Origin of the sequence: Sporolactobacillus mangiferae (genome assembly GCF_023336505.1) — a bacterium.
Lineage (GTDB): Bacteria > Bacillota > Bacilli > Bacillales > Sporolactobacillaceae > Sporolactobacillus > Sporolactobacillus mangiferae.
Genome location: NZ_JAMAST010000008.1, coordinates 62,629 through 86,990, shown reverse-complemented (window position 1 = coordinate 86,990; position 24,362 = coordinate 62,629). Strand labels below are relative to the sequence as shown.

The 24,362-nt window shown below is 48.0% G+C and carries 25 protein-coding genes and 1 riboswitch; of the genes, 8 read left to right on the top strand and 17 right to left on the bottom strand.

The window, feature by feature from the left end; translation table 11 throughout:
* Positions 1-55 precede the first annotated feature (55 nt).
* The 5 genes from M3N64_RS08675 (at position 56) to M3N64_RS08655 (ending at position 3,756) form a co-directional block, all read left to right on the top strand.
* Positions 56-631, top strand: coding sequence for a cupin domain-containing protein (locus tag M3N64_RS08675; RefSeq protein WP_249101162.1), 576 nt, complete (start codon positions 56-58; stop codon positions 629-631).
* Between the two features lie 95 nt (positions 632-726).
* Positions 727-1,383 carry an ABC transporter ATP-binding protein gene (locus tag M3N64_RS08670; RefSeq protein ID WP_249101160.1) on the top strand — a complete coding sequence of 219 codons (657 nt, stop codon included), beginning with the start codon at positions 727-729 and terminating at the stop codon, positions 1,381-1,383.
* Positions 1,380-2,150 carry an ABC transporter permease gene (locus M3N64_RS08665; protein WP_249101157.1) on the top strand — a complete coding sequence of 257 codons (771 nt, stop codon included), beginning with the start codon at positions 1,380-1,382 and terminating at the stop codon, positions 2,148-2,150. Before M3N64_RS08670 ends, M3N64_RS08665 begins: the two co-directional genes overlap by 4 nt.
* Positions 2,151-2,356: 206 nt before the next feature.
* A complete protein-coding gene (locus M3N64_RS08660) occupies positions 2,357-2,821 on the top strand; it encodes a DJ-1/PfpI family protein (RefSeq protein WP_249101154.1) in 465 nt (154 codons plus the stop codon).
* 233 nt (positions 2,822-3,054) lie between these two features.
* Complete coding sequence (locus tag M3N64_RS08655; protein WP_249101152.1) at positions 3,055-3,756, top strand: class I SAM-dependent methyltransferase; 702 nt, start codon at positions 3,055-3,057, stop codon at positions 3,754-3,756.
* Positions 3,757-4,235: 479 nt separating this feature from the next.
* On the opposite strand, the gene M3N64_RS08650 is transcribed toward M3N64_RS08655, so the two are convergent.
* The 5 genes from M3N64_RS08650 to ilvB are packed head-to-tail and all read right to left on the bottom strand — an operon-like array spanning position 4,236 to position 9,097.
* Positions 4,236-5,012, bottom strand: a complete 777-nt coding sequence (locus tag M3N64_RS08650; RefSeq protein WP_249101149.1) for an ABC transporter ATP-binding protein — start codon at positions 5,010-5,012, stop codon at positions 4,236-4,238.
* Positions 5,013-5,027: 15 nt separating this feature from the next.
* Positions 5,028-6,032: a threonine ammonia-lyase gene (locus tag M3N64_RS08645; protein ID WP_249101146.1), complete on the bottom strand. Its 1,005-nt coding sequence runs from the start codon at positions 6,030-6,032 to the stop codon at positions 5,028-5,030.
* A gap of 33 nt (positions 6,033-6,065) precedes the next feature.
* A complete protein-coding gene (ilvC, locus tag M3N64_RS08640; protein WP_249101142.1) occupies positions 6,066-7,100 on the bottom strand; it encodes a ketol-acid reductoisomerase in 1,035 nt (344 codons plus the stop codon).
* A gap of 49 nt (positions 7,101-7,149) precedes the next feature.
* Positions 7,150-7,410, bottom strand: coding sequence for an ACT domain-containing protein (locus tag M3N64_RS08635; RefSeq protein ID WP_249101138.1), 261 nt, complete (start codon positions 7,408-7,410; stop codon positions 7,150-7,152).
* A gap of 4 nt (positions 7,411-7,414) precedes the next feature.
* Entirely contained in the window at positions 7,415-9,097 is a 1,683-nt protein-coding gene (gene ilvB / locus M3N64_RS08630) for a biosynthetic-type acetolactate synthase large subunit (RefSeq protein WP_249101183.1), read from the bottom strand.
* Positions 9,098-9,229: 132 nt separating this feature from the next.
* Here ilvB and M3N64_RS08625 point away from each other — a divergent pair, with 132 nt between their 5' ends.
* Together M3N64_RS08625 and M3N64_RS08620 are read left to right on the top strand one after the other, a co-directional pair.
* Positions 9,230-9,538, top strand: coding sequence for a hypothetical protein (locus M3N64_RS08625; protein ID WP_249101136.1), 309 nt, complete (start codon positions 9,230-9,232; stop codon positions 9,536-9,538).
* Between the two features lie 130 nt (positions 9,539-9,668).
* On the top strand, positions 9,669-10,019 hold the full coding sequence (locus M3N64_RS08620; protein WP_249101132.1) for a hypothetical protein: 351 nt from the start codon (positions 9,669-9,671) through the stop codon (positions 10,017-10,019).
* A gap of 30 nt (positions 10,020-10,049) precedes the next feature.
* Here the strand turns inward: M3N64_RS08620 and M3N64_RS08615 are convergent, their stop codons facing one another.
* The 7 genes from M3N64_RS08615 to M3N64_RS08585 form a co-directional block, all read right to left on the bottom strand.
* Positions 10,050-11,108, bottom strand: a complete 1,059-nt coding sequence (locus tag M3N64_RS08615) for an ABC transporter ATP-binding protein (protein ID WP_249101129.1) — start codon at positions 11,106-11,108, stop codon at positions 10,050-10,052.
* Positions 11,092-12,837 carry an ABC transporter permease gene (locus tag M3N64_RS08610; RefSeq protein WP_249101127.1) on the bottom strand — a complete coding sequence of 582 codons (1,746 nt, stop codon included), beginning with the start codon at positions 12,835-12,837 and terminating at the stop codon, positions 11,092-11,094. The genes M3N64_RS08615 and M3N64_RS08610 overlap by 17 nt, the downstream gene beginning before the upstream one ends.
* A gap of 18 nt (positions 12,838-12,855) precedes the next feature.
* Positions 12,856-13,881 (bottom strand): ABC transporter substrate-binding protein, encoded by a 1,026-nt coding sequence (locus M3N64_RS08605; RefSeq protein ID WP_249101124.1) that lies wholly within the window; start codon positions 13,879-13,881, stop codon positions 12,856-12,858.
* Positions 13,868-14,674, bottom strand: coding sequence for a 5'/3'-nucleotidase SurE (gene surE / locus M3N64_RS08600; protein ID WP_249101120.1), 807 nt, complete (start codon positions 14,672-14,674; stop codon positions 13,868-13,870). Before surE ends, M3N64_RS08605 begins: the two co-directional genes overlap by 14 nt.
* On the bottom strand, positions 14,655-15,455 hold the full coding sequence (locus M3N64_RS08595) for a sugar phosphate isomerase/epimerase family protein (RefSeq protein ID WP_249101116.1): 801 nt from the start codon (positions 15,453-15,455) through the stop codon (positions 14,655-14,657). The genes surE and M3N64_RS08595 overlap by 20 nt, the downstream gene beginning before the upstream one ends.
* A gap of 584 nt (positions 15,456-16,039) precedes the next feature.
* On the bottom strand, positions 16,040-16,633 hold the full coding sequence (locus M3N64_RS08590; RefSeq protein ID WP_249101113.1) for a C39 family peptidase: 594 nt from the start codon (positions 16,631-16,633) through the stop codon (positions 16,040-16,042).
* A gap of 33 nt (positions 16,634-16,666) precedes the next feature.
* Positions 16,667-17,953, bottom strand: a complete 1,287-nt coding sequence (locus M3N64_RS08585) for a hypothetical protein (RefSeq protein WP_249101110.1) — start codon at positions 17,951-17,953, stop codon at positions 16,667-16,669.
* 291 nt (positions 17,954-18,244) lie between these two features.
* On the opposite strand from M3N64_RS08585, the gene M3N64_RS08580 reads away from it, so the two are divergent.
* The gene (locus M3N64_RS08580; protein ID WP_249101107.1) at positions 18,245-19,750 is read left to right on the top strand and encodes an AMP-binding protein; all 1,506 of its coding nucleotides are present in this window, start codon (positions 18,245-18,247) and stop codon (positions 19,748-19,750) included.
* Positions 19,751-19,927: 177 nt separating this feature from the next.
* Here M3N64_RS08580 and ribH read toward each other — a convergent pair whose 3' ends face one another.
* The 5 genes from ribH to M3N64_RS08555 form a co-directional block, all read right to left on the bottom strand.
* Complete coding sequence (gene ribH / locus M3N64_RS08575) at positions 19,928-20,407, bottom strand: 6,7-dimethyl-8-ribityllumazine synthase (RefSeq protein ID WP_249101103.1); 480 nt, start codon at positions 20,405-20,407, stop codon at positions 19,928-19,930.
* Between the two features lie 31 nt (positions 20,408-20,438).
* Entirely contained in the window at positions 20,439-21,626 is a 1,188-nt protein-coding gene (locus M3N64_RS08570; RefSeq protein WP_249101100.1) for a bifunctional 3,4-dihydroxy-2-butanone-4-phosphate synthase/GTP cyclohydrolase II, read from the bottom strand.
* A 21-nt stretch (positions 21,627-21,647) separates the two neighbouring features.
* Positions 21,648-22,301, bottom strand: a complete 654-nt coding sequence (gene ribE, locus M3N64_RS08565) for a riboflavin synthase (protein ID WP_249101097.1) — start codon at positions 22,299-22,301, stop codon at positions 21,648-21,650.
* A 3-nt stretch (positions 22,302-22,304) separates the two neighbouring features.
* Positions 22,305-23,390, bottom strand: a complete 1,086-nt coding sequence (ribD, locus tag M3N64_RS08560) for a bifunctional diaminohydroxyphosphoribosylaminopyrimidine deaminase/5-amino-6-(5-phosphoribosylamino)uracil reductase RibD (RefSeq protein WP_283163380.1) — start codon at positions 23,388-23,390, stop codon at positions 22,305-22,307.
* 167 nt (positions 23,391-23,557) lie between these two features.
* A riboswitch (FMN riboswitch) is annotated at positions 23,558-23,702 on the bottom strand.
* 210 nt (positions 23,703-23,912) lie between these two features.
* Positions 23,913-24,344, bottom strand: a complete 432-nt coding sequence (locus M3N64_RS08555) for a universal stress protein (RefSeq protein WP_249101093.1) — start codon at positions 24,342-24,344, stop codon at positions 23,913-23,915.
* Positions 24,345-24,362 lie beyond the last annotated feature (18 nt).

Sequence of the window (24,362 nt, the reverse complement as noted above, 5' to 3'; positions counted from 1 at the left end):
GTTCTAAGAGACACAGTCTGTGCCTCGCATACATATATTATGATGATCTTAGCCTATGAAAGGATTGATTTTTATGTATCCGTACCCCGGGAATCCGTATCCCTTTAGAGGTCCCTCAGGTTATCCCTATTCACAACCGAGAACTGTTGGCTATTCCGCGCGATCTGAAGGACCATCAGCGCTGCCTTTTAAAGATTATGGGCCGAACCCGTTTGCTGTGAATATTGAACAGGCGGCAAAGCAGAACCAGGCCTATCGCCGCGCATTATGGACGGGAAAACATTTGCAGGTGACATTGATGAGCATTAATCCCGGCGAGGATATCGGTCTGGAAATTCATCCGCACCTGGATCAGTTTATACGTATTGAAGACGGACAGGGGCAAGTGATGATGGGCAGGCAGAAAAGCCAGCTCGATTTCCAGCAGCCGGTATCCCGTGATTTTGCCTTCATAATCCCTGCAGGAACATGGCATAACTTAGTGAACACTGGTCATGTACCGATCAAATTGTATTCCATCTACGCACCTCCTCAGCATCCCTTCGGCACCGTTCAGCAAACAAGGGCAGAAGCCGAGTCTGCAGAACGCTATGTCGTGGAACCGCCGACCTTTGTGTACACCGTGGATTAAGCAGTGTATCCCGTTCGTGCTTATCGCGCAAAAAAAGACTAAAATAGAAGCGACAATATATTCCTTTCTGCGAAAAGGGAAACGGCGGTGAACCTGTGTCTTTACTTGAATTTAATCATGTATTTTTCAAAAACGGAGATAAAACCATTCTCAGAGATCTTTCCGTATCAATTGATGCCGGCGATTTTGTATCGATTGTGGGTCCGTCAGGAAGCGGCAAAAGCACCTTTCTCAAACTGTGCTGCCATCTTATCAGTCCGACCGGCGGCACCCTCACCTTTCACGGACAGGCTATTGAGACCATTGAAGCAACGACTTTAAGGAAAAAAATTGCTTATTGCTTCCAGACACCGTATCTATTTGGCGAGCGGGTTCTCGATAATATCGCATTTCCCTATGTGATCCGAAACACATCCGTTGATCACGCACGGGTAGAGGCGCTTTTTTCTTCGTTTCAAATGACAACGGAATATCTGCAGAAAGACATCAAAAATTTATCTGGAGGAGAGAAGCAGCGCATTGCACTGATCCGCAGTCTGCTGTTTACGCCTGAGATTTTGCTGCTCGATGAAGTAACATCGGCACTCGACGTTACCAATACAGCCATTGTCGAGCAAGTGATCGCATCGCTTCATGACAAAGGAATGACCGTCCTGTGGATCACACATAACCCCGAGCAAAGCAGACGCCATGCCAATAAAGTGCTCACAATTGATAATGGAGAAATTCGGACATTGGAGGCGATTCGATGAATGGCTCCGCAACGATTCATGTGACTTCTCTGTTGATCGCTTCATTACTTGTGGCTGTTACTCTTTTTTTCTCGTATTGGCAAAAGCTGAAGCTGGAAAAAGAGACGATCATCAGCGTCATCCGCGCCGTTGTCCAGCTGGTTGCGGTCGGCTATATACTCGACTTTGTCTTCGGCTATAAAAATCCGGCTTTTACGACGCTATTGCTCCTGTTTATGACCTTTAACGCATCTTATAATGCTGCGAAACGTGGAAAAACCATTAAACACGGGCTGACGATTTCTTTTTTCTCCATCAGCGCCGGTACCCTTGTCACACTATTCATCCTGATCCTGTCCGGCATCATCAAGTATGAACCCAATCAGATGATCCCGATCGGCGGTATGATCATCAGCAATGCGATGGTCGCACTCGGCCTGTGCTACAAGCAGATAACCGCTGATTTCAGGCACAAACGCGATGAAATCGAGACCAAGCTTGCTTTAGGCGCTGATCCGCTGCGCTCATCCAAGGAGATCATCCGTGATGCCATAAAGACCGGTATGCTGCCAACCATCGATTCAGCGAAAACGCTTGGGATCGTTTCACTTCCGGGCATGATGACCGGGCTGATTCTTGCAGGCACATCACCAATGGAGGCGATCAAATATCAGATCATGGTTACATTCATGCTGCTCTCAACGACTGCCATTGCCTCTTTTCTTTCCTGTTACCTTGCCTATCGAAGCTTTTTCAATGATCGCAAGCAGCTTATCAATCAGAAGTAATAGGTGATTTGTTTTACTCTTAATGATTAAATCATAGATAAGGCACTGTTTTCTGCACGAAAATCCCCTTTAGAAGCTAGTTGTGAGTTGTGCATCCAACCTTTCCTTTTCAATCCAAAAAGGCAACTTTGCGGTAAAATGATGATAGTTTCCACAACACAACAGCACGGCTCAGGTTCAGTAAAACCAGTTTTCAGGAGGTTACGATGAAGATCTTACTTTTCATGGCACAGGGCTTTGAAACAATGGAATTCAGTCCCTTTGTCGACGTATTTGGCTGGGCAAGGAATGATTATGGGTATGATGTATCCGTGTCCACCTGTGGTTTTAGGAAAAAAGTAATGAGCAGCTTTCATATCCCTGTACTTGTCGATAAGACCATTGATGAAGTGAACATAAATGACTACGATGCGCTCGCTGTTCCCGGAGGATTTGAGGAATACGGATTCTATGAAGAAGCCTATGACGCACGCTTCCTGTCTCTGATCCGTGCGTTCCATGAAAGCAGAAAATGGATCGCTGCGATATGTGTCGGTGCACTTCCCTTAGGAAAAAGCGGGATACTTACCGGACGGCACGCAACCACCTATCATTTAGGTGACGGCAAACGCCAAGCTCAACTTAGCGCAATGGGAGCAAAAGTCGTGGACGAACCAATCGTGATTGATTAGAAAACTTGGCTTTGCCAGGCCTCTGGCGAAGGTAAAGGCTTAGTTGCACTTATACTATAATCCGCTGAATTTTAAACTTTCTTATAGTATAAAAAAATCATCACTTCTTATTGTCCGGAAACCGCCCCCGGTGTAGCGTTTAAGCTTCTTGAAGCCCTTACATCAACCGAGCAAATGGAGACCGTCAAGACGGCAATGGGCTATTAGGCAGAATCTATTAATGAGGTGCGACAATGAATCGAATTGAAGTAATTAGAAAATCAGAGAAAGATTACCACGATTATTGCTATGACCACAATAAACTTTTTGAAAAAGGTTCTTGGCTTTATATGCCGGTTTCAACAGTCATGGAGCAGCTCAAGGTTCTCAAAAATAAGGATTTTGTGCGCGTTTTAGATCTGGGCAGCGGCGTCGGGCGAAACAGTATTCCGATCGCGCAAAAGATCCGCGATGGTGAAGTGGTTTGCGTTGATTTACTTGACTCAGCGATCAACCATTTAAGGCGCTACAGTCAAAGCTATGGCGTCAAAGAAAAAATTAAACCGATTCAATCGGACCTCGTCGACTTTCCGATTGAACCCAACGGCTACGATTATATTATTGCTGTTTCCAGCTTAGAGCATGTTGCCACTATCGACGATTTTAGATATGTTCTGCAACAAATAGTAAAAGGCACTAAGCACAACGGCATTAATTGTTTGATCATTAACTCTAATATGGAAGAGCGTCTTGTTGAGACAAACCAGCCACTTGATGTAACTATGGAACTCAACCTTCCAACCTGCAAATTACTTGAGGAATTAAATCAGGTTTACAGTCAGGGCTGGAAAATGATTGACTCACATAGCAAACTGCTTGACTTTACAATAAGCCGTGCGGGGCAGCCTGTTCGATTAACAACAACTGCCGTCACTTATGTTGCCCAATTGATATAACTGAAGACAACTGGTGCTAAAATTGTCACCTCTCCTTCCAGTTCGCTGGAAAAACAGACTACGATCACTTTCAGAAAGTAATCAATTATCCGTTCGTTGTTCCAAATATTATTTTGCATATTCCATTTCCTTTGAACAAATTTCGCGTTGTGCCGATGTTTCACCGCACATCAGGCAGGGCTTGAAAACGCCGCAGTTTGCCAACGCAAGAAAGGAAAGTCTTTTGGCCAAAAAAATCGCAGCTTCTTCACAGGTTGCTTCGGGCATTTTTTTGCTTCGGTCATCAATCGGTCCACCTCTTTGTCGGTTAATTGAAGACAGGATTCAAAAAAGCCATTAAGGATGCTTTCACGCGCGAAGTCCAGAATATTTTATTAATTTCCTAAGCAAAAAACTTGCTCATCTTAAGCGACAAGCAAGTTAAAATTCACCAGAGTTAGAAGAGAATGCAAAGATGCTCATAACAATTAAATTACTGATTAAAAGGTTAATGCGATGGAAAGACGACCGTTTTGCTGCAACACCGTTACACGACGATCATAAAAATCGGTCATAATTTCCGGCGTCAGCACCTCCCTTGCCGCCCCCGCCTTATAAACCGTTCCTGCCTTAAGCAGCAGTGTATGCGCAAAACATGGGAGAATTTCGTCGACGTGGTGCGTCACGAAGATTATGGTCGGTGCCTCGGGCGATCCGGCCAGCTCAGCAACCAGCGACAGCAGCCGCTCCCGGGCGAACAGATCAAGTCCGTTGCACGGTTCGTCTAGAATCAGCAGCCGAGGAGCTGCCATTAATGCACGCGCGATCAGCACGCGCTGCTTCTCGCCTTGCGACAGCAGCCCGAACGGCCGATTTTCAAAGGATGTACAGCCGAGCTTGTGTAATAAGTCGTGCGCCCTTTCACGTTCGGCGGACGACGTTCGCACATATAAACCAATTGAAGCAAACTTGCCGCTAAGCACAATCGATTCCGGGCATTCATCTACCCTGATTTTCTCTGAAAGCGATGCGCTTACCCAGCCGATTTTCCGTCGCAGCTCACGCAGATCGACGGTGCCGAAGGGGTTGCCCAGTACAGCAAGGCTGCCGCTCGTCGGCCAGATATAGCCGTTGATCATCTTCAGCAGAGTAGATTTCCCCGAACCGTTCAGACCGATCAGCGACCAGTGTTCGCCTTCGCGCACCTGCCAATCTATATTCTGAAGAACCGTATGATCCGCACGTACCCAACTAATCTTTTGCGCATCAATGATCATACCTTGTTCCCCCTTTCACAATTTGCAGACATTACGGCTCACACCTGAGGCCATTTGTTTGAGCAGCGCCAGTCCCCCCGTGTCCGCGTTGCCGCCGCTGACAATCAAACCAATGTGCCTTCCTTGCACAGGTACCGTTTCAGAAAGCACTGCCCCAAGCGCGGCAGCACCGGCACCCTCGACGAGCAACTTGCTGCGTTCGAGCATCAGGAGCATCGCCTGGGCAATCTCCGAATCTGTAACGGTTACCAGATCATCAAGATAATGCCTCAGAACAGGAACGGTACGTTCACCTGGTTTATCAACGAGAATCCCTTCGGCTATGCCCGGTGATTGGTGGTTTGGCTGCTTCCTAGCACGGTGAAAAAGGTTATATGCCGCCGGTGCGTGATCGGATTGAACACCAATAACACGGATGCCGGGCTTAACACTTTTCAAATAGCAAACCGTTCCGGCAGCAAGTCCGCCACCACCGATCGGCACAAGCACCATGTCAAGTTCAGAACATTGAGCGAGCATTTCTGCGGCAACGGTTCCTTGCCCTGCGATTACCTGATTATCATCAAACGCATGGACAAAAACAGATTGATGCGTTTGACATTCGGCACGTGCCGTCTCATACGCTTCCTGATACGATGCACCGGCAAGCACAACCTCTGCGCCATAACCAGCAGTCGCTTGAATTTTCGCCTGTGGGGTGCGCTCCGGCATAAAAATTTTTGCCAATGCTCCGCGTTTTGCTGCCGCATAAGCAATTCCCTGGGCATGGTTGCCCGCAGATGCGGTCACAATACCACGATTCAGTTCTCTTGCTGACAGATGAGCCATTTTATTAAATGCGCCCCGCAGTTTAAAAGACCCGGTTCGCTGCATATTTTCCAGTTTCAAATGCAGATGTGCTCCGCTGATACGGTTCAAGGTTGCCGACTCGATCATCGGTGTCCGATGAACAACAGGCGTCAGTATTTCGCGCGCCTCCGCTATATCCGCCGCCGACACATAATCCCCAATGGACTTCACCCTTTCAGTTGTGATTCGGATTGCACCAACGATTTATTGTGCAACATTGGCTGTAATGTCTTCACTGTCTTCCTTGCCTGCCTTGACGAACGGCATCAGTTTGCGCAGCTCGCGGCCCACACGTTCGAGTTCCGAATTGTTTTCCTTTTGCTGAAGCGCATTGAACATTGGGCGGCCGACTTTGTTTTCAAGTACCCAGTCGCGAGCAAATTTGCCGGATTGGATATTTTCGAGGACTTTTTTCATCCGGGCTTTGACACTATCATCGATGACATAGCGACCGACGGTGAAATCACCGAACTTGGATGTATCGGAGCAAGAATAGCGCATCCCGGTCAGACCGTTTTCATAGATCAGATCGGTGAGCATTTTCATCTCGTGACAGGTTTCAAAATAGGCATTTTCCGGCTGATAGCCCGCTTCAACGAGCGTTTCGAATGCGGCTTCGATCAAGTGAGTCAGACCGCCCATCAGCACGGCTTGTTCACCAAACAGATCGGTTTCCGTCTCTTCTTTGAATGTGGTTTTAAGGACACCCGCACGAGCCGCGCCAAGACCTTTTGCCCAGGCAAGTGCCAGGTCTTCTGCTTCGCCGGACGGATTCTGTTCAACCGCGTAGAAAGCCGGAACACCGCCACCATTCAGATATTCGCGGCGGCAAAAGTGACCGGGACCTTTTGGCGCGACCATGAATACATCGACATCCTTTGGTGGAAGGATCTGAGTGAAGTGAATATTGAAACCATGTGAGAAAGCAAGAGCATTTCCCGGTTCCAGTCCCTCTTGAACTTCACTGTAATAGACCTCCGGCTGACGTTCGTCGGGGAGCAGCATCATCACAACATCAGCCTCAGCAGCTGCCTCCTTGACACTTTTTACCGGAAACCCGTCGCGCTGTGCTTTATCCCAAGATTTGCCTGGCCTCACACCAATTGTCACAGAAAATCCGCTGTCACGCAGGTTCTGAGCCTGCGAGTGCCCTTGCGAACCGTAACCAAGAACCGCTATTTTCTTTCCGCGCAATACATTTTCATTGATATCTTTGTCATAGTAAACTTTCGCTGTCATTTTCGTATCCCCTATCTATTTTTGTTTTATTGCCAATAATTAAATATTTTTAATTAGTCGTATCCATCGATGATACTTTTGGGATGCTTAGCGCAACAGCGTATACATCTACCAGCTTTTCCGCTTGACGAACGAAACGACGAAACTGGTACTCAGTCTCCGCCGACAATTCCAGGCACATGTGAAAGTGCTTGCCCTTGTGTTCCGCGTTCATTCCTACAATCGACAAATTGCCGCGTCCAAGCAGCATCGTTACCCGCGTCAACACATCGGGATTCGCCGCTGTTTCTACTGATACAGTCTGTCTCATTGATTCACACCCCCGCCATTTCCATTAGGCCTTTGCCAGGAGGAACCATCGGCGTAACATTTTCCATCTGCTTCACAACACAATCGACAAGTGCCGGCGCATCAGTCAAAAGCGCCGATTCAATCATTGCAGCCGCACCGGACGGATCAGTCAGCCGGTGAGCTGAAACTCCATAGCTTTCCGTAAGCCGAACAAAATCAGGCTGCATTTCAGGAATTGATTCCGCATAGCGTTCTCCATAAAAAGATTCTTGCCATTGCCGAACCATACCCAGCGTATGATTGTTCAGGATAAAAATTTTCACTGGCAGCTTGCGTTCCGCAATGACCGCGAGCTCCTGCAGTGTCATTTGGAAGCCACCGTCGCCAAGAATTGCTACAACTTTTTTCTGTGGACAAGCAATCTGGGCACCGATGGCAGCCGGAAGACCGAAGCCCATGGTTCCGAGTCCTCCCGAGCTGACAAAACGGTTCGGCTCTTCGAAACGGTAATATTGAGCCGCCCACATCTGGTGCTGTCCGACATCAGTCGCGACAATGGCATCAGGACCGGTAAAACGGCAAATCTGTTCAATCACGTATTGCGGTAACAATTCCCGACTGGCTTGAACATAATGGAGCGGATGGCTATCCGCGTAGCCGTGCAAATGATTCATCCAGTCGCGGTGATTCGGCAGTGGTTCTTGTAAAGCATTCTGCAACTGATCAAGAACCGTACCAGCATCGCCAACCAGGCCATAGTCGGTGTGCACCACCTTGCCAATTTCCGATGCATCAATATCGATATGCGCCACTTGGGCATTCGGGGCGAATTTTTCAAGATTCCCGGTCAGCCGGTCATCGAAACGCGAGCCGATATTGAGCAGTAGATCGCATTCGGAAAGTGCCATATTAGCGGCAAATGTTCCATGCATCCCGCCCATTCCAAGAAAAAGCGGGTGCGATGCCGGAATACTGCCAAGACCAAGGAATGTCGTCACCACCGGTAAATGACATGTTTCAGCAAATTGCCGCAATTTTCCCGCCGCATGGCTATGAACCACACCTGCTCCGGACAGCAATACTGGACATTCGGCCTTCTTAAGTGCTTCAGCGACCCGACGCACCATGCGGATATCTGCCTTGTTCGGTACATGATAGCCGGGGAGCCGGAGATCAAATGCCAGATCCGGCATGTTTTCCAGCCGTCCCGCGCAAATATCCTTCGGCAGATCAACCAAAATCGGTCCCGGACGCCCGCTTGTCGCCAAGAAAAAAGCTTTGGCAACCACCTCGGGAAGCTCGCTTGCTTGTCGGACGCGAAAATTGTGCTTCGTTGCCGATCCGGTAATTCCGATGACATCCGCTTCCTGAAACGCGTCGGTGTTAATCGCCTGCCGCGTCACCTGTCCGGTAAAAACAACAAGCGGCAACGAATCAATCAATGCGTCCATCAATCCTGTAACCAAATTTGTCGCGCCTGGGCCGCTTGTCGCAAGGACCACACCCGGTTTCCCCGAAACACGGGCATATCCTTCGGCAGCGTGCACCGCCCCCTGTTCATGCCGGGCAAGCACGTGGCGCATATGGTGGCGATAAACCGCATCATAGAGGGGCAATACCGCGCCTCCCGGATAACCAAAAAGTACGTCCGTTCCCGACTGTCGGATCAAACGAATCAATAAGTCAGCACCTGTTTCTGCGCACATTTCCGTTTTTTCGGTCACTTAGGGTTCCTCCTCTCTTTTTCTGTATCAGCCTTTGTTTCTGAGACCTTCAGCCTTCTCTGTATTTTTCGTCTCAAAACCCTTTGATACCTCATCGGATTTTCACATCCGCAAGTGGCATTTTTTGGGGTTGGCACAAATGTTAATCACTTTAAAAAATTCAGTCAACCCCCTTTTTTGAATTTTACCTCAGGGTTTTTAGGCGCACTTATGGAAGAAAATGACCCAAAAAAATTTTTTGATCAGCAAGCAAACCCGCATGTGATCAACGTAATCAATAATTTGCGTAAATTTATTATTGACAGAGATTTCCGGCGGTGCTATAGTTACGGTACTAAAAAAATTGATAATTCAGGTAAGGAGCAATTTACTATGAATCGCCCATTACAACGCATGGTTAAAGCCATTATTATTATTAGCTAGGGTCCCGGCATCCGTTGACAACTTAACGAATGCTTGGACCCAGCTTCGCGTTGGATGGGTTCAGGCAAAGCCGCCCATCCACAATCGGATGAGCGGCTTTTTATTATAATTTAAACAAGGTGGGATTTCTGTGAAGAACCAATACTGCATGAAACCAAACGTTCAAATGTATCTCATGTGGCTTTTTATCAATCTGTGCCGCAACATTCTCGAAGCCTGCAATGTTGCGCGCGTTTTTGTAACGAGCAAAAACGAAAAGAGCTTAAATGATTTTGCTGAACCGTTCCAGCTCACATTTCATCAGCTGCGCATGGCCGTGCGCTTCGCACTCGATCGGCGAATAGTTCTTTCATTTTCCGTTGCACATAACGAGTATTCATCCTTAAGACTTAAGCCGATTCTTTTTGTAAGAATGATTAGAACATTGAATCTGGCACTTAGAAACCGAAGCATCAATCTATTTTCAACAATTATTTTCTGACCGTGATCTGCTTTTTCAATTGTTTTCCTGCTACATTTCTGCGCTGAGGTCATATGTTGATTTAAGTTTCAGAAAGACCGAATCGCCCATATCATAGTTTTGAGAAAGATCCGTATCCACTCGCCAGATGCCTCCGTTTGTGCGGACAGTATAATGAATTTCTTTTCCCTGATACTGGACATTGGTCACTGTAGCCGGAATGCCCGAAGATGCGCGACTGAGTGCAAGCTGTTCCGGCCTGGCCGGATAGACAGCTTGTTTCTTCAACAGTTCAGAAACGCCAGGATCCGGCCACCGGCTGTCCGGTGCTTCATCCGGAGAAAAAGTCTTACCCGTCCAGGTTCCTTTAATCAGGTTGGCCTTCCCGACAAAACGGGCAACAAAATCCGTTTTCGGATGCATATAGATCTCTTTCGGCGTGCCGATTTGTTCGACCGTACCGCGATTCATGACCACCATACGATCCGCCATCGCCAGTGCCTCGCTCTGATCATGAGTAACATAAATAATTGTTGCACCGGTCAGACGATGTATGTCCTGTAACTCGCCGCGCATGGCAATTCTGAGCTCCGCATCGAGACTGCTGAGCGGCTCGTCCATCAGCAGCAGCTTGGGTTGCGGCGCAATCGCCCGGCCAAGAGCAACCCGCTGTTTCTGGCCGCCGGACAGCTCCGCGGGCATCCGGTCAGCGAAATGCTGAAGCTTGATCATCCTCAGAACTTCGTCCGTGCGCTGCTTATACTCCTTTTTTAACGCTGTGCGGACATACTGGTGGTGTAAAAGCGAGAATTCTATGTGCTTGCGTACATTCATATGCGGCCATAGCGCGAACGATTGAAAAACCATGCCGATATTACGCTGTTCCGGGGGAAGCGAATGTCTGGGACTCCCGACTATCCTGCCATCCATTTCAATCGTACCGGCCGTTGGCGCGTCAAATCCGGCAAGCAGACGAAGAAGCGTTGTTTTCCCGCATCCGGATGGGCCAAGTATGGCTAAGAATTCCCCGTCCTCAACGATGAGATTGATCTTGTCTAATGCAGTGAACGCGCCAAACGTCCGCCCGACTTCCTTAATGCAGATCGACATGATGGACCCCCACCTTCCGTTTCCAAAAGAAATGAATCATGGATAAACCGGCAAAACCAATAATCAGCAGTATAATGATTAAACTTGAAAAAGCAGTAGAATAGGTTGTATATCCCGCCTGCTCATAGCTGAAAATCACAACGCTTATTGTTTTCGACTGTGCTGAATAGAGCAACGCAGACACGGTCAGTTCTGTCAATGCTGTCAGGAACACAAGTCCCGCCCCGTTCAGAATCCCCGGGAGCAGCAAGGGGATTAAGATTTTCCGCCATTTCTGCCACCAGGACGCTCCACTTACCTGTGCCGCTTCTTCCATAGATACGTCGACTTGCAGCACGGCCGTTGTACTGCCGCGAACCTGCAGAATCAGAAAGCGTGTGAAATAGGCGATGAAGAGAATGAGCGTTGATCCGTAAATACCCGGATTCCAGCCTGGTATCGGTTCCATCCAGACAAAAATCATCGACAAAGCCATAACCGTTCCCGGCAGTGCATAAGGGAGTCCAATAAACAGTTCACTGATCTTCAGCAGCCGTGATGGCCTACGTATCTGCAAATAAGCGAAAAAAGTTCCGATGACTGCACCGATAACGGTCGTTACGGCGGCCAGCCGCAAACTATTGCGAATCGCCATCTGAGTGTCAGGGCTTTCCAGCAAAACAAAACGATAATTCTGCAAACTCAAATGCTGCAAAGTAAACTCAAGTCCGTAGGCCGGAAGGAGTGACGTTATCATCATGGCCGCGAACGGAATGCATGCAGTAACCAGGAAAAACAGCCAGATACCGCTTTCCACCAGCACTTTTGGCATGCGGGCAGGAAAATAGCGAGGTTCCCTGTCGGCAACGGACGTCTCCGTCGCTTTCATGCGTCGCTGAAACAACCACTGGCACAGCATGCCAAGCAGCGCGAGACCTCCAAGGAGCACCGAAAAAACGGATGCGCTCGCAAAGGCATCGGGGCCGAATCCAATGATCTGCTGGTAGATATGCGTACTGAGCACGCTGATATGAGCCGGAATACCAAGAAATGCCGGAATACCGAAATTATCCAGACTTGCAAGAAAGGCAAGAAAAGTGCCGCTGACGATGCCTGGAAGCGCCATCGGTAAAGTGACCCTAAAGAAGGTCGTTACCTTTGATCCCCCCGACGCCCGGCAGGCTTGCTCCATTTCCCGAGGAATCTGTCTCAGCACATTCACGGTAAACAAATAGACCAGTGGATAATGCGTTAATCCAAGAATAAAGATCATACCTGTATAACTGTACAGATTCCATGGATGCCCCTGAATGGAAAGCAGCGCGAGTGCTCTGGCCACAAGACCGTTCTCACTGAACAGCTGTGTCCACGCCAGTGTCGTAATATATGATGGAATAACAAAGGGCAGAACAATAAACACCTGCATCCATTTCTTGCCTCTGATATTGACATAAGCGACCATCCAAGCAAAAAAAAGTCCCAGTACAAACGCAATCGCCGTTGACCCGACGCTGATCATCATGGTGTTCCAGACTACTCGCCATGTGTACGGATCATGAAGAATTTTTTGGTAGTTTGCCAGTGTCAGTCCTTTTTCCGATGTAAACCCGAGAGCAACCAGCCGCAGTGTCGGCCAGACAAACAGCAGTGCAAAGCACAGAATACTAAAAATCCTTATAGGAAAAGAGAACCTGGCCGTTCCCGGCACCGTTCTCCCTTTTCCCAAAAACAAAGCTTTGATCCATTTCATCGATCAGGCAGTCCCTTCTCACTTGCCGAACAAAGTCGTAAATTGATTCTTATCCTCGGTTCTTGATTGATTGAGTGTTTGAATATCTGCGTCCAGCACTTTAAGTTCATCAATGCTCTTCAGACCTTCCGGTGCATCAACGCCTGGACGGATCGGTGTATAGCCCAGCTCGGCCGCCACTTTCTGACCGTCTTCAGACAGGACAAAATCAACGAACGCTTTGGCTGCCTTTGCATTCTTCGTATCCTTGATGATTCCGATCGGTTCAGTGATCACCGGTGAACCTTCGGACGGATAAATAAGTTTTACCGGTGAGCCTTGTTTTGCCGCATTGGCCACAACAAAATCAACAACCATGCCATAGGATTTACTTCCGGAAGCGACTGCCTTGAGCACGTCACCATTTCCCTGGACAACCGAAATCTGATTTTTTTTCAGATCCTTGTAAAATGACCAGCCTAATTGATCATCACGAGTGAAAACGCCTAAATTGTAAGCTGCAGCGCCGGAGTAAAGCGGGCTCGGCATAACTGCCTGTCCCTTCGTTTCCGATTCAGTCAGCACCTTCCAGGAATCAGGTGTTGTTTTCACTTTTTTCGTATTGACCGCAAGCGCCGTCGCCATCACTTTCGTACCGGTATAGTAACCGTCCGCATCGACTAATGCTTCTGGCAGATCCACAGCTTCCTTTGATTTATAAGCCATCAATAGATCCTCATCCTTCAGTGTTTCGAAGGTAACCGCATCAGCAAGCAAAAGCACATCGGCCTGAACTTTTCCGGATTTCTTCTCAGCCTGGATTTTACTCATCACGTCTTCCGTACCTGATCGAAAGACATTGACTTTCACATCCGGATACTTTTTGTTAAAGGCAGCGACCAGTTTCTGTTGATCCGCATCGGGCTGAGAGGTATAGAAAGTCAGATTTCCGGATACCTTATTCTCACTGCTTCCTGACGAATCAGAATTTGACGCGGAAGTCCCGCAGCCGGATAGCATGACGAGCACCAAGAGTGCAGCAGTTAAATAATTAATGATTTTCATCAATAAAATACTCCTTTTCTTTGTTAAAATGTTTAAACCACTGACCGATCTGATCGATTTTTCGTTTTCCGTTCTTTTTAATTTCAACCGGTGTAATCGTGACATAACCATTCTTCAAATGCAGAAAATCCGCACCTTTTGTCAGCTCGTCCAACTGCTGGTAATTGTCCTTCAGCCAGTAATAAACATTACCATACGGATCGTTCATGCCGACATACTGATAACGCGATACGGAAAGGTCCAGCGGCGCGACTTTCACACCACGACAGCATTCCTTCGTTGTATAAGGGAGATTCACATTTAAAAAAAGGTCCCTGGGAATCGAGTTTTGCACAATGATTTCACTGATTTCATAGACAAGCTGCTGAATCTTTTGATAATTAAGATCACGATTATTGAACGCCGCAAGCGACAGTGCCACAGCCGGAATTCCATAAAGTGTTGATTCAACAGCCGCAGCAATGGTGCCCGAATAGTATAAATCGCGGCCGAGATTGGGACCGAGATTAATCCCCGAAAAGACGAGATCTGGCCGATCCTTCATTAATACTTCAATGCCCATTTTCACACAATCGGCCGGTGTTCCATTCACTGCCCACGCCTGCACATTGGCCGGAAAAATATTCAGTGGCGTTGCTTTGATCGGGTAGCGAAGCGTGATTGAATGACTCACACCACTTTGCTCCTGATCAGGACAGGCGACCCAGACATCGCCCAGATGTTTGAGCACTGTGACCAGCGCTTCAAGTCCGGGTGCAAAAATCCCGTCATCATTACTTACAAGTATTTTCACACGGAATCCTCCTTACCGATGTGCCAAGACTCTGTAGAAAATCAAGATCTGCATGCAGCACATCATGCGATGGACTCAGGTCAAAGCCTTCCAAAATGATCGGCACATCTGCAGATTCCAGAAACGGCATGATTGAACGAATCGGCAATTGTCCTTTCCCAAGTGGTACATGACAGCACCCGACGGTTGAATCACTGAAATGAATTTTGCTGACTCTGCTGGTCCGCCTGTAGTAACGCACAATATCCTCCTCCATGGGGACATGGGCGATATCGAAAGTGGCGGTGACCGATGAAGGAAGCATGCTCAGCAGACGGTTAATGGCTTCAGGCGTTGTGATTAGCTCCTTCGGAATCTGCTCCATGAGCTCAATCGACAACCTCACATGCAATTGCTCCGCACGTTTCGCCAGGTAACAGAAACTTTCGTTCATCCAGTGTGCATAACTGAACGGAACATGAGCCAAGGTGGCCCGGCCAGGATGCACGGTCACATGACCGGCACCTATGCGGCTGGCAAGCTCAAGTGAGCGCTCTACTTCATGTACTGACTGGCGGCGCACACCGACGTTCAGCGCACATAAATTTAAATCCCAGCTTGCCGCATGAAGCGTCAGCTCTTGATGATACCGTTCACTGGCTGCCACAATGGCTGCTTCATCCGTCCCCCGATACCAGATGTGTTCTGCCCAGACTTCGACACCAGAGAATCCATATCGATCTGCCAGTTCCATCACCTCGTCAACCGCATTCGCCCAGCAAAGTGTTGACGACAAGTACATCGAATTCCCTCCTGAAATTCAAAATACCCAAATGTTCAGATGCCCCCTTTTTCACCGTTTTCGTCTTCCGTGACCATAATGATAAACAAACACTTTTAATCTTAAACAAATAAAAGTTAGCTTTACTATTAATCTTCTGTAAACCCCATGATTTGTCGTGCACTCCTGTTACAGATGCGAAAAAACAAATTATGCCGTTCTCATCAACTTTTTAAAAATAATCGTAGCGAAGGGCACAGACGATGTATTACTTTTATGTAAATAATTTACCTTTTTTTAATATCGCTTCGTTAAAACGCCTTTTCTTCACCTTCAGGATCATGTATTTCAGATTAGAAAACTTGGCTTCGCCAAGCTTTTGGCGAAGGCGAAGTCTTAGTTGCACTTAAAGTGTAAATTCAAGAGGTATTAAAAAAGCTTTTCCTGCTTCTTGTGCAAATGCACAAAAAACAGGAAAAGCTTAGCCGCAATGACCGATAAAACGCACCCAGTGACCGGTAAACCACCGCCGCAACCGCAACGATCGATAAACAACCTTCCGCCGCCTCTTTGATCAGCCAAGTGTCCTCACTAATAGAAACAATTCAGTTCACGACAAGCGCGCGCCGCCCCATTGTATCGTAAATATTTTGGAACTTCTCTCTGCCGACCCTGACATCCTTGCCGCTCAATTCGGTGGACTCACAGTCGTTGAAAGAAACATAGTGATCATCGAAACCAGTGACGACGATACAGTGCAGCGGTCTCGGTGAACTGATCCGTTTGCCGGCCGGCGTTTTCCAGAATCTCGGCGTCGGCAGTTCATGTGAAATCGTGAACCAGACAAGCACCGGTTTCCCGCTTGCCACATAGTCTTCGACAACGCTGAACGGTTCGCCGTAGAGTGCCTGACCGCCACGCCGGTAGCGGTCGAGCACCTTCTTCAAAGGATTTGGATTGATGGTTATACCGTCGTCATACGGATCGCCGATGAACCCGACTTCGGGATCGCCCCATGTGTTCACGGATCCATCCGCATGCCGCGAAACCGGAGTGTCATCCCGGGGCATTTGACGAGCAATTACTTCTTTATCCACATTCATACCATAATAACGGAGTGCCATCGCCAGAGCAACCGCCTCACACCCGGTCGGCAGTTCCGGGCGCTGTCTGATTAATGGTACATCCAATTGAAACATGCTGATCACACCCTTGATTTGGATTATGACACCTTATCTGTTTAATACGAGATCATTTAGATTTTCTACCGCCCCGTCCGACAGATTCACACCATATTGGCAGTCTAATTTCCTGCAGAGAATAAAAAGATATGTACTCGGATCACAGACGTAATAAGGTTGGAATTCCAGCAGTGGTGCGAGCAAGGCATAGGCCTGTTCTTTCGAAATCGTTGTTTTCTCTGCCGGTTGAAAATGGCTGAATGAATCAATCAGAAGCTGGTTATCCAGGCATTTGCATACCTTTAAGTCATTCGAGTCAATAAACAGGATGAGCTTTCTTTGAAACGCATGAGCCGTCACATTCACCAATTTGATGGTCGCAACGATATAGTCTCCCTCTCGATACAGTTCTTTTAAAATCCATTTTCCGGAGTCGCCAGGGTACTCCTGTCTCAGAAAATCGCGTACAACATTAATGCATTGTTTTTGTTCAGAGCTTGTGATCGGCCGTTCGTCCGGGCCAGGTGCTCCTGAGAAAGCCTGCTCACAGGTGATTGTTTCAAACAGTTGAATATCTCTTTCTGTGAACCGTCCTCCTTCAAGCGGAATGTCCCAGAACATAACTTGATTTTGTTCAACCACCGGTTTTTCATGCATCAGGCTTTCATACGGAATGACCTTCTTCTGCGCATTTGTGACAAAGGCCTCATCTATAGCATAATAGGCGGTGATTTTTTCTTGCTCATAAACTGGGATTTCAATCATGGACAGCTGTTTTTTTGCCAGTTCATGCAAACTGTCCGGATTCAGTGTCTTTTTTTCCCTTCTTATTTGACTTTCCGGGGGGTGCTGCGTGTGATTAATAAATGTCGTTAATTGCCCATTGGCATTATATTGAATCTCCAAAAACCCCGAAGGAAAGATTCTGATCCCGTCAATACATTCATAAAAGTAGAAATGGCGCTCTTCCTCCACTTTTTCCAGCTGAAATTGCTGGCCGTAAATCAGACCGGTTTCTTGTTCGATCCATTTGATGACTGTCTGCCGATCCTGGTCATCAAAGCAAACGCCATTTGCAAAAGTCTGATCTTGGACAAAAACAATGCTTCTCGTCTCCCTCGTCTTCACGTCGATTTCGATAACTGCCGTTCCGTCAGGATTCAGGTCCTCATCGTCAGAAAGATCAGCCTGCCTGGGCACCCACTCCATTGACAGTGTGTACATTCTTTCATTAAAAAAATGGGGGTACCGGTAAAATGCGCAGTTTTTCAGGACATATTGCTCCAGTCCGAATTTACGCTCCGTGAATGCGACGAGTGCTTTGATTCTTTCATCCATGTCATCATCTCTTTCGGATTATTCGGGCATTTGTTCTCTCTGCATTATACACGAAAAGCACTGCAAATCGACGCAGCGCTCAAACCAGAATATTCGTTTATCTTCGAAACTATTTGTGAATACTGAACGTAATAGAAAAGTGTAACATCTTGCTTTTTCACTCTATTAACGGTATAAAGGGAATAAATACGTGATAATCAGAACTTTCAAGACAGTTACATGTATCAAATAGTTTTAAAAGGGAATAGACCATTAAAAGAGAAACTGGCATGAATGTGGGAGTGACTATTTTTGACTTTGCAAATACCTGAAGAGATAAACTTGTTTGATGAGATGGTGAAGCAGGCAAAGCTGCATCCGAAGAAAGTAATCATTGAGGATATGCAGAGCAGGTTCACATATAAGAAATTCCTGATTGCCGTCAATATTATGAGTAAAAAAATCCTTGAATCAGCCGGCCACGAAGAACGGATCGGTCTTTTTCTGCCCAACGTGGCCGCACAGGCCATTGTTCTGTTTGCATTGTTTAAAAACGAACAGCAGCCCTGCCTGCTTAATTTTACAATGGGCACGCAGAATATAATTGACTGCATGGAGACCGCATCATTGCAGACGGTGATTACATCCCGGGAGTTCGTTAAAAAGGCAGATCTTAGCTTCACACTTGACGAGATGGAAAAGCAGGTCAAGATTATCTATCTCGAAGACTTGACAAACGGCATTTCAACCCTGCACAAAATCTCTGGCCTGGTCGAATCAAGGGTCGCCGGCCTGAAGAAAAGAAAGATGTCCGACGTGATTCTGTTCACATCCGGAACCGAAGCCAAGCCGAAAGGTGTTGTGCTGACCCACCGGAACATCTATGCAAACATTGTCCAGGTAAAGGAATATATCGAACTTAACGAAAATGATCGGATCTTCAATCCGTTGCCGCTGTTTCACTCGTTCGGCATGACTGTCGGTGCCATTCTTCCGTTTATTCTTAATATGAAATCGTTCCTGTATCCGTCACCGCTCAATTTCCGTGACATTCCAAAAGCAATTTATAAAGATAAAAGCACACTGTTTGTTGCGACAAACTTCTTCTTTGCCAATTACGCCAGGTTTGCAACGAAAAAACAGTTCCAGTCACTGCGTATCGTGGTAGCCGGAGCAGAGAAATTAAAAGAAGACGTTCGCGAAACCTATAAAGAAAAGTTCGGCATCACGATTCTTGAAGGGTACGGAGCAACAGAGACTTCACCGATTATTTCTCTGAATACGCCGCAGCATGTCAAAGAAGGCACCGTTGGAAGGCTGATTCCGCTTATGGAAGCCAAAGTCGCGCGAGTTGAAGGAGTCAGTGAAGGCGGAAACCTGCTGCTCAAAGGTCCGAATGTCATGAAGGGTTATCTCATTCATGGCAAGGGATTTGTGCCTTGTGCTGAGTGGTACAACACCGGCGATATCGCGCGTATCGATGAAGATGGATTTATTCATATCATCGCCCGTCTTAAACGATTTGCAAAGATTGCCGGTGAAATGATCTCGCTGAACAAAGTAGAAGAGCTGGCACTCGAATGTTTTGGCACGTCTGATTTTTACGCTGTCAGCATCCCCGACAGACGAAAAGGAGAGCAGATCATTGTGTTCACCACGCAATCCAGATTTTCACCGCGGGAATTCAAAAAATTTATTAAGAGCAGGAAAATGTCGATGCTCTATATGCCGTCTGAGATCAGGCAAATTGCCGAAGTCCCGCTTCTCGGCAGCGGTAAACCGAATTACTGGCGTCTGGAAAAACTGGCAAAAGAATAATTGTCGGATTTGAAAGCGATACGTCAAAATAGAAAAATGGTCTCACGTGTTCAAAACGTGCTGGATTTTATATGAAGAGGGGAGCTCATCGTCAATGAGACTTTGAGCTCCCCTCTTTTCTGGCCGATTAAGCAACAAATAGCGCTGAACCGATCTGTTCCGGTCCCCAGACCCTCATCAGTTTTCCTGCCCGCTGATCTGGCGGTTTAAATTAGCCATTTCAATCGCTCCGGCTGCAGCATCCCATCCTTTATTGCCTGCCTTAGTGCCGGCACGTTCGACGGCCTGCTCAATCGTGTCCGTCGTCAGAACGCCGAACATAACTGGGATGCCGCTGTCAAGTCCGGCTCGGGCAATCCCTTTCGACACTTCATTGCATACGTAGTCATAATGCGAGGTCGCGCCGCGGATGACCGCACCGAGTGCGAGCACAGCATCGTAGCGTCCGGAAACGGCCATTTTCTGTGCAATCAGCGGAATTTCAAAAGCACCCGGTACCCAGGCAATGTCCACATCTTCAGGGGCGACGCCATGCCTTTTTAATGCATCCTGCGCACCCGACAGCAGCCGGCTGGTAATAAATTCATTGAAACGGCTGACAACCACACCGATTTTCAATCCTTTTCCGATCAGATTTCCTTCATAGATATGTCCCATGTTCATTCTCCTTTTTCACATTCAAATAGGCTCAAAGATGCAGTAAATGCCCCATTTTCTGCTGCTTGGTCAGCAGATAAGGTCGATTTTGCTCATTAGCCGGAATTTCAATAGGTACTCGCTTGATCCGAGTGATCCCGTGTTTTTTCAGATCTTCGATTTTGAGTGGATTGTTGGTCATAAGCAGCACATCGTCAATACCCAGATCAGACAATATTTCAGCGGCTGCGCCGTAATCACGCATATCGGCGGGAAATCCGAGCTTTTCATTAGCCTCGACGGTATCCTCACCCTGCTCCTGCAGTTTGTATGCGCGCAGTTTATTTAATAATCCGATGCCCCGTCCTTCCTGGCGCAAATAGATGAGCACGCCTTTGCCGCGTGCTTCGATCATCCGCAGCGAAGCATGCAGCTGCGGACCGCAATCGCATCGCTGCGAACCGAATACATCACCGGTCAGGCATTCAGAATGGACACGGACCAACGTCGGTTCATGATCACCGATCACTCCTTTGACGAGCACTATATGCTCCTTCCCGTCAAGGAGCCCCTGATAGCCAATCGCCCTGAATTGACCATATTCCGTTGGCAGATTGACTTCGGTCGTACGGCGGACTTGATGACTCCTCCGGTAAGCGATTAAATCTTTGATCGTGATTCGCTTCATCTGAAATTGTTCGGCCATTCGTTCAAGCTCGGGCCGACGCGCCATATGCCCGTCTTCGCGCAGCACTTCGCAGATAACCGCAACCGGCTGGCTGCCCGCCAGCCGGGCCAGATCAACGGCAGCTTCCGTATGACCAGCACGCTCAAGCACCCCTTCCTGACGGGCGATCAGCGGAAAGACATGTCCGGGATGATGAAAATCTGCGGGACCCGCCCCTTTTTCGAGCATCGCCCGAATCGTCTGCGAACGCTCAAAAGCACTGATTCCGGTTTTCACCGTTTTATGGTCAACACTGACGGTAAACGCGGTTTCATGGTTATCCGTGTTCCGTTCTACCATGGGCATAAAACCAAGCGATTCAGCCACGGATGGGGCCACCGGCGTACAGAGCAGTCCTTTGCCATAGGTGACCATAAAATTGATGGCTTCCGGTGTTGCATGTTCGGCAAGGACAAGCAGGTCACCTTCATTTTCGCGCTCCTCATCGTCGCTGACTAAAACCAGCTTTCCTTTTCGCAAATCCTGCAGTGCATCTTCAATAGTTGATAACATTGCCACACCTCCAGTAATGAATTAAATAAATCCATATGCATGCAGCTTTTCAATCGTCAGCGTTTCTTTATTCGGCTCAGCTTCCTGATCTCTCTCCAGCTGCTTTTGCATGTATTTTTGCAAAATATCGCACTCAATGTTCACTTGATCACCGATCCTTTTTGCCCCTAAAAGGGTATGCACCGATGAATGCGGGATCAGAGATACTGTAAAGGTATCTGATCCGACTGCAACAAGCGTAAGACTCGTTCCGTCAACAGCAACAGATCCTTTTTCCACCATCCGCTCAAGCAGGCCTGGCGGCACCTGAATCGACAGCATTCGAGCATTGCCTTTGACCGTGATGCGGACAATCCGCCCGACTCCATCTACATGTCCGGTCACAAAATGCCCGCCATACCGGCCATTTACCCGCATTGCCCGTTCAAGATTCACAGGATCGCCGCGTCTCATATCCGCAAGCGTTGTTGATCGGATTGTTTCGGGCATAAGATCCACGGTAAACTGATTTGAGGAATATCCGGTGACCGTCACGCATGCACCGTTGACGGCAATGCTGTCACCAGGCCTCACATCGCTTAGAATCCTGTCGGCATGAATAGCCATTCGAACAGCCTGAACTTGTTTAACAATTGTAGCAACACTTCCAACTTCCTCGATCAATCCGGTAAACATGGTTTAATCACCTCGGCTGGCGACAATTTTCAAGTCATCGTCCATCTGCTCAATATGTTCAATTGTCAGCTGCACACTGTCGGCGAGCTGCGCCATACCTTTGCCCCCGATCGCCGGCAGCGCATCGATCCCGCCGATCAGCTTAGGTGCGACATAGGCAACCACTTCATTAACCGCGCGAGCTTCCAAAAAACTGCCGTGCACGGTTGCTCCGCCTTCAACAAGAACAGAGGTGATCCCGTTTTCCCATAGCGCCGCAAGCATCTCCCGAATGGCAATCGGTTCCTGTGAGAGATTAAAAATCCTGACATGTCCGCCGCTGATCCGCGCCGCTTTTTCCCGATCAAAATTGTTGCCGGTAATCAGCCAGGTTGGCGCACTCCGATCTGTCAGCACAAGCGCATGCTCATCAATGCGCAGATGGGTATCAAGCACAATGCGAATCGGCTGGCGCGCTTCCGTGTGTGCCCGGACCGTCAGCCGCGGATTATCCGCCGCCACCGTTCCGATACCGACAAGAATGGCGTCATGTTTCTCCCGCAGTTTCTGCCCGTCACGCCGCGCCGCCTCACCCGTAATCCACTGACTTTCACCGGCTGTTGTTGCCGTCTTACCATCCAGGCTGCATGCGATTTTTAAAGTCACATAGGGAGAATGGTGGCGGATCGCATGGAAAAAGAAACGATTGACAGCATCCGCCTCTTTCCTCATCAAACCGGTGTCCACCGTAATACCTGCCGCGCGCATGCGGGCGATGCCTTTCCCAGCAACGAGCGGATTTGAATCAGTTGAAGCAACCACCACCCGCTTCAGCTTTTTCTGTATGATTAAATCCGCACAGGGCGGCGTTCTTCCTGTATGCGCGCATGGTTCCAGTGTGACATAGATGGTCGCGCCTGCGGCCCGCTCGCCAGCCATGCGCAGCGCATGGACTTCCGCATGTGCTTCGCCTGCTTTAAGATGTACGCCAAGACCGACTACCCGGCCGTGACTGACAACGACCGCCCCCACCGCCGGGTTCGGATGTGTCTGCCCCCGTGTCGTTTCGGCCAGATGAATCGCCAGTCTCATGTATGCTTCATCATCCAAACCAATCCCCTCTTTCCGCCTCAAATATAATAAGCCCCCCGAGAAATGAAACCTCGGGGGGCATTGCGTGTCGCTGTCAAATACAACAGAAGTCTCCTGCATGGCACACATTATAAATGAAAACATACGTTCTCTATAAATGGCTGCCAAATAAAGAGTTCTGCTTATTGATCCTTCTCCCATCCAGACTGTACTGTCGGCTCCAGCTTCTCACTGAATCCACCGTTTGCCAGAGGCAACCGGGTCGCGGGCTGACGTTCATACGAACGAATCACCGCCGGTTGGGAATTTCACCCGACCCCGAAGGATTTCTCTATGAAATTGGTTTTATTATAGCACAGTCCATTGATCGAATGAACAATCATGCTCACACAGGCTTCTTCCAGTCATTACCCGGAATTTACCGTTCGTCAAGGTCACGAATGATTTACCGGTCATTGTCCGAAATTTACCGACCATTGCTGTCTCCACAGTTTTCTTGAAAGCGGCAGCATGCAGTTTGCTGTATTGCTTTCCCTGGTATCAACGAACGACAAGAACAGATATGGGAGCATATTTGGCCATATACGCCGCCTGACTGCCAAAATGTTTTGCAATCCCTTTCTTATCTTCGGAGCCGATAATCAATAAATCGGCATCCGTGTGCGGAATGATATCTTTAACGATCGTTTCACCCGGTTCGCCTTCAGCAACAATCACTTCGACATGTTCGACACCATAATCCAGTGCTGCTTTTTTGTAGAGCTGCACATGTTCTTCCAGATCTTCACGCTTCCCGTGAATAAAATCTTTATTCAGTGCCTGATATACATTCATTTCACCTTTTTCCAAAATGGATACAATCGTCATTTTTAGCTGATCTTTTTTGGCGCGATACATCGCATACCGAAACGCCAGTTGCGCGTCCGCAGAATCATCGACACCAACTAACAGATGTGAAAAATCTTCGTTCATCAATTACGCCTCCAATGC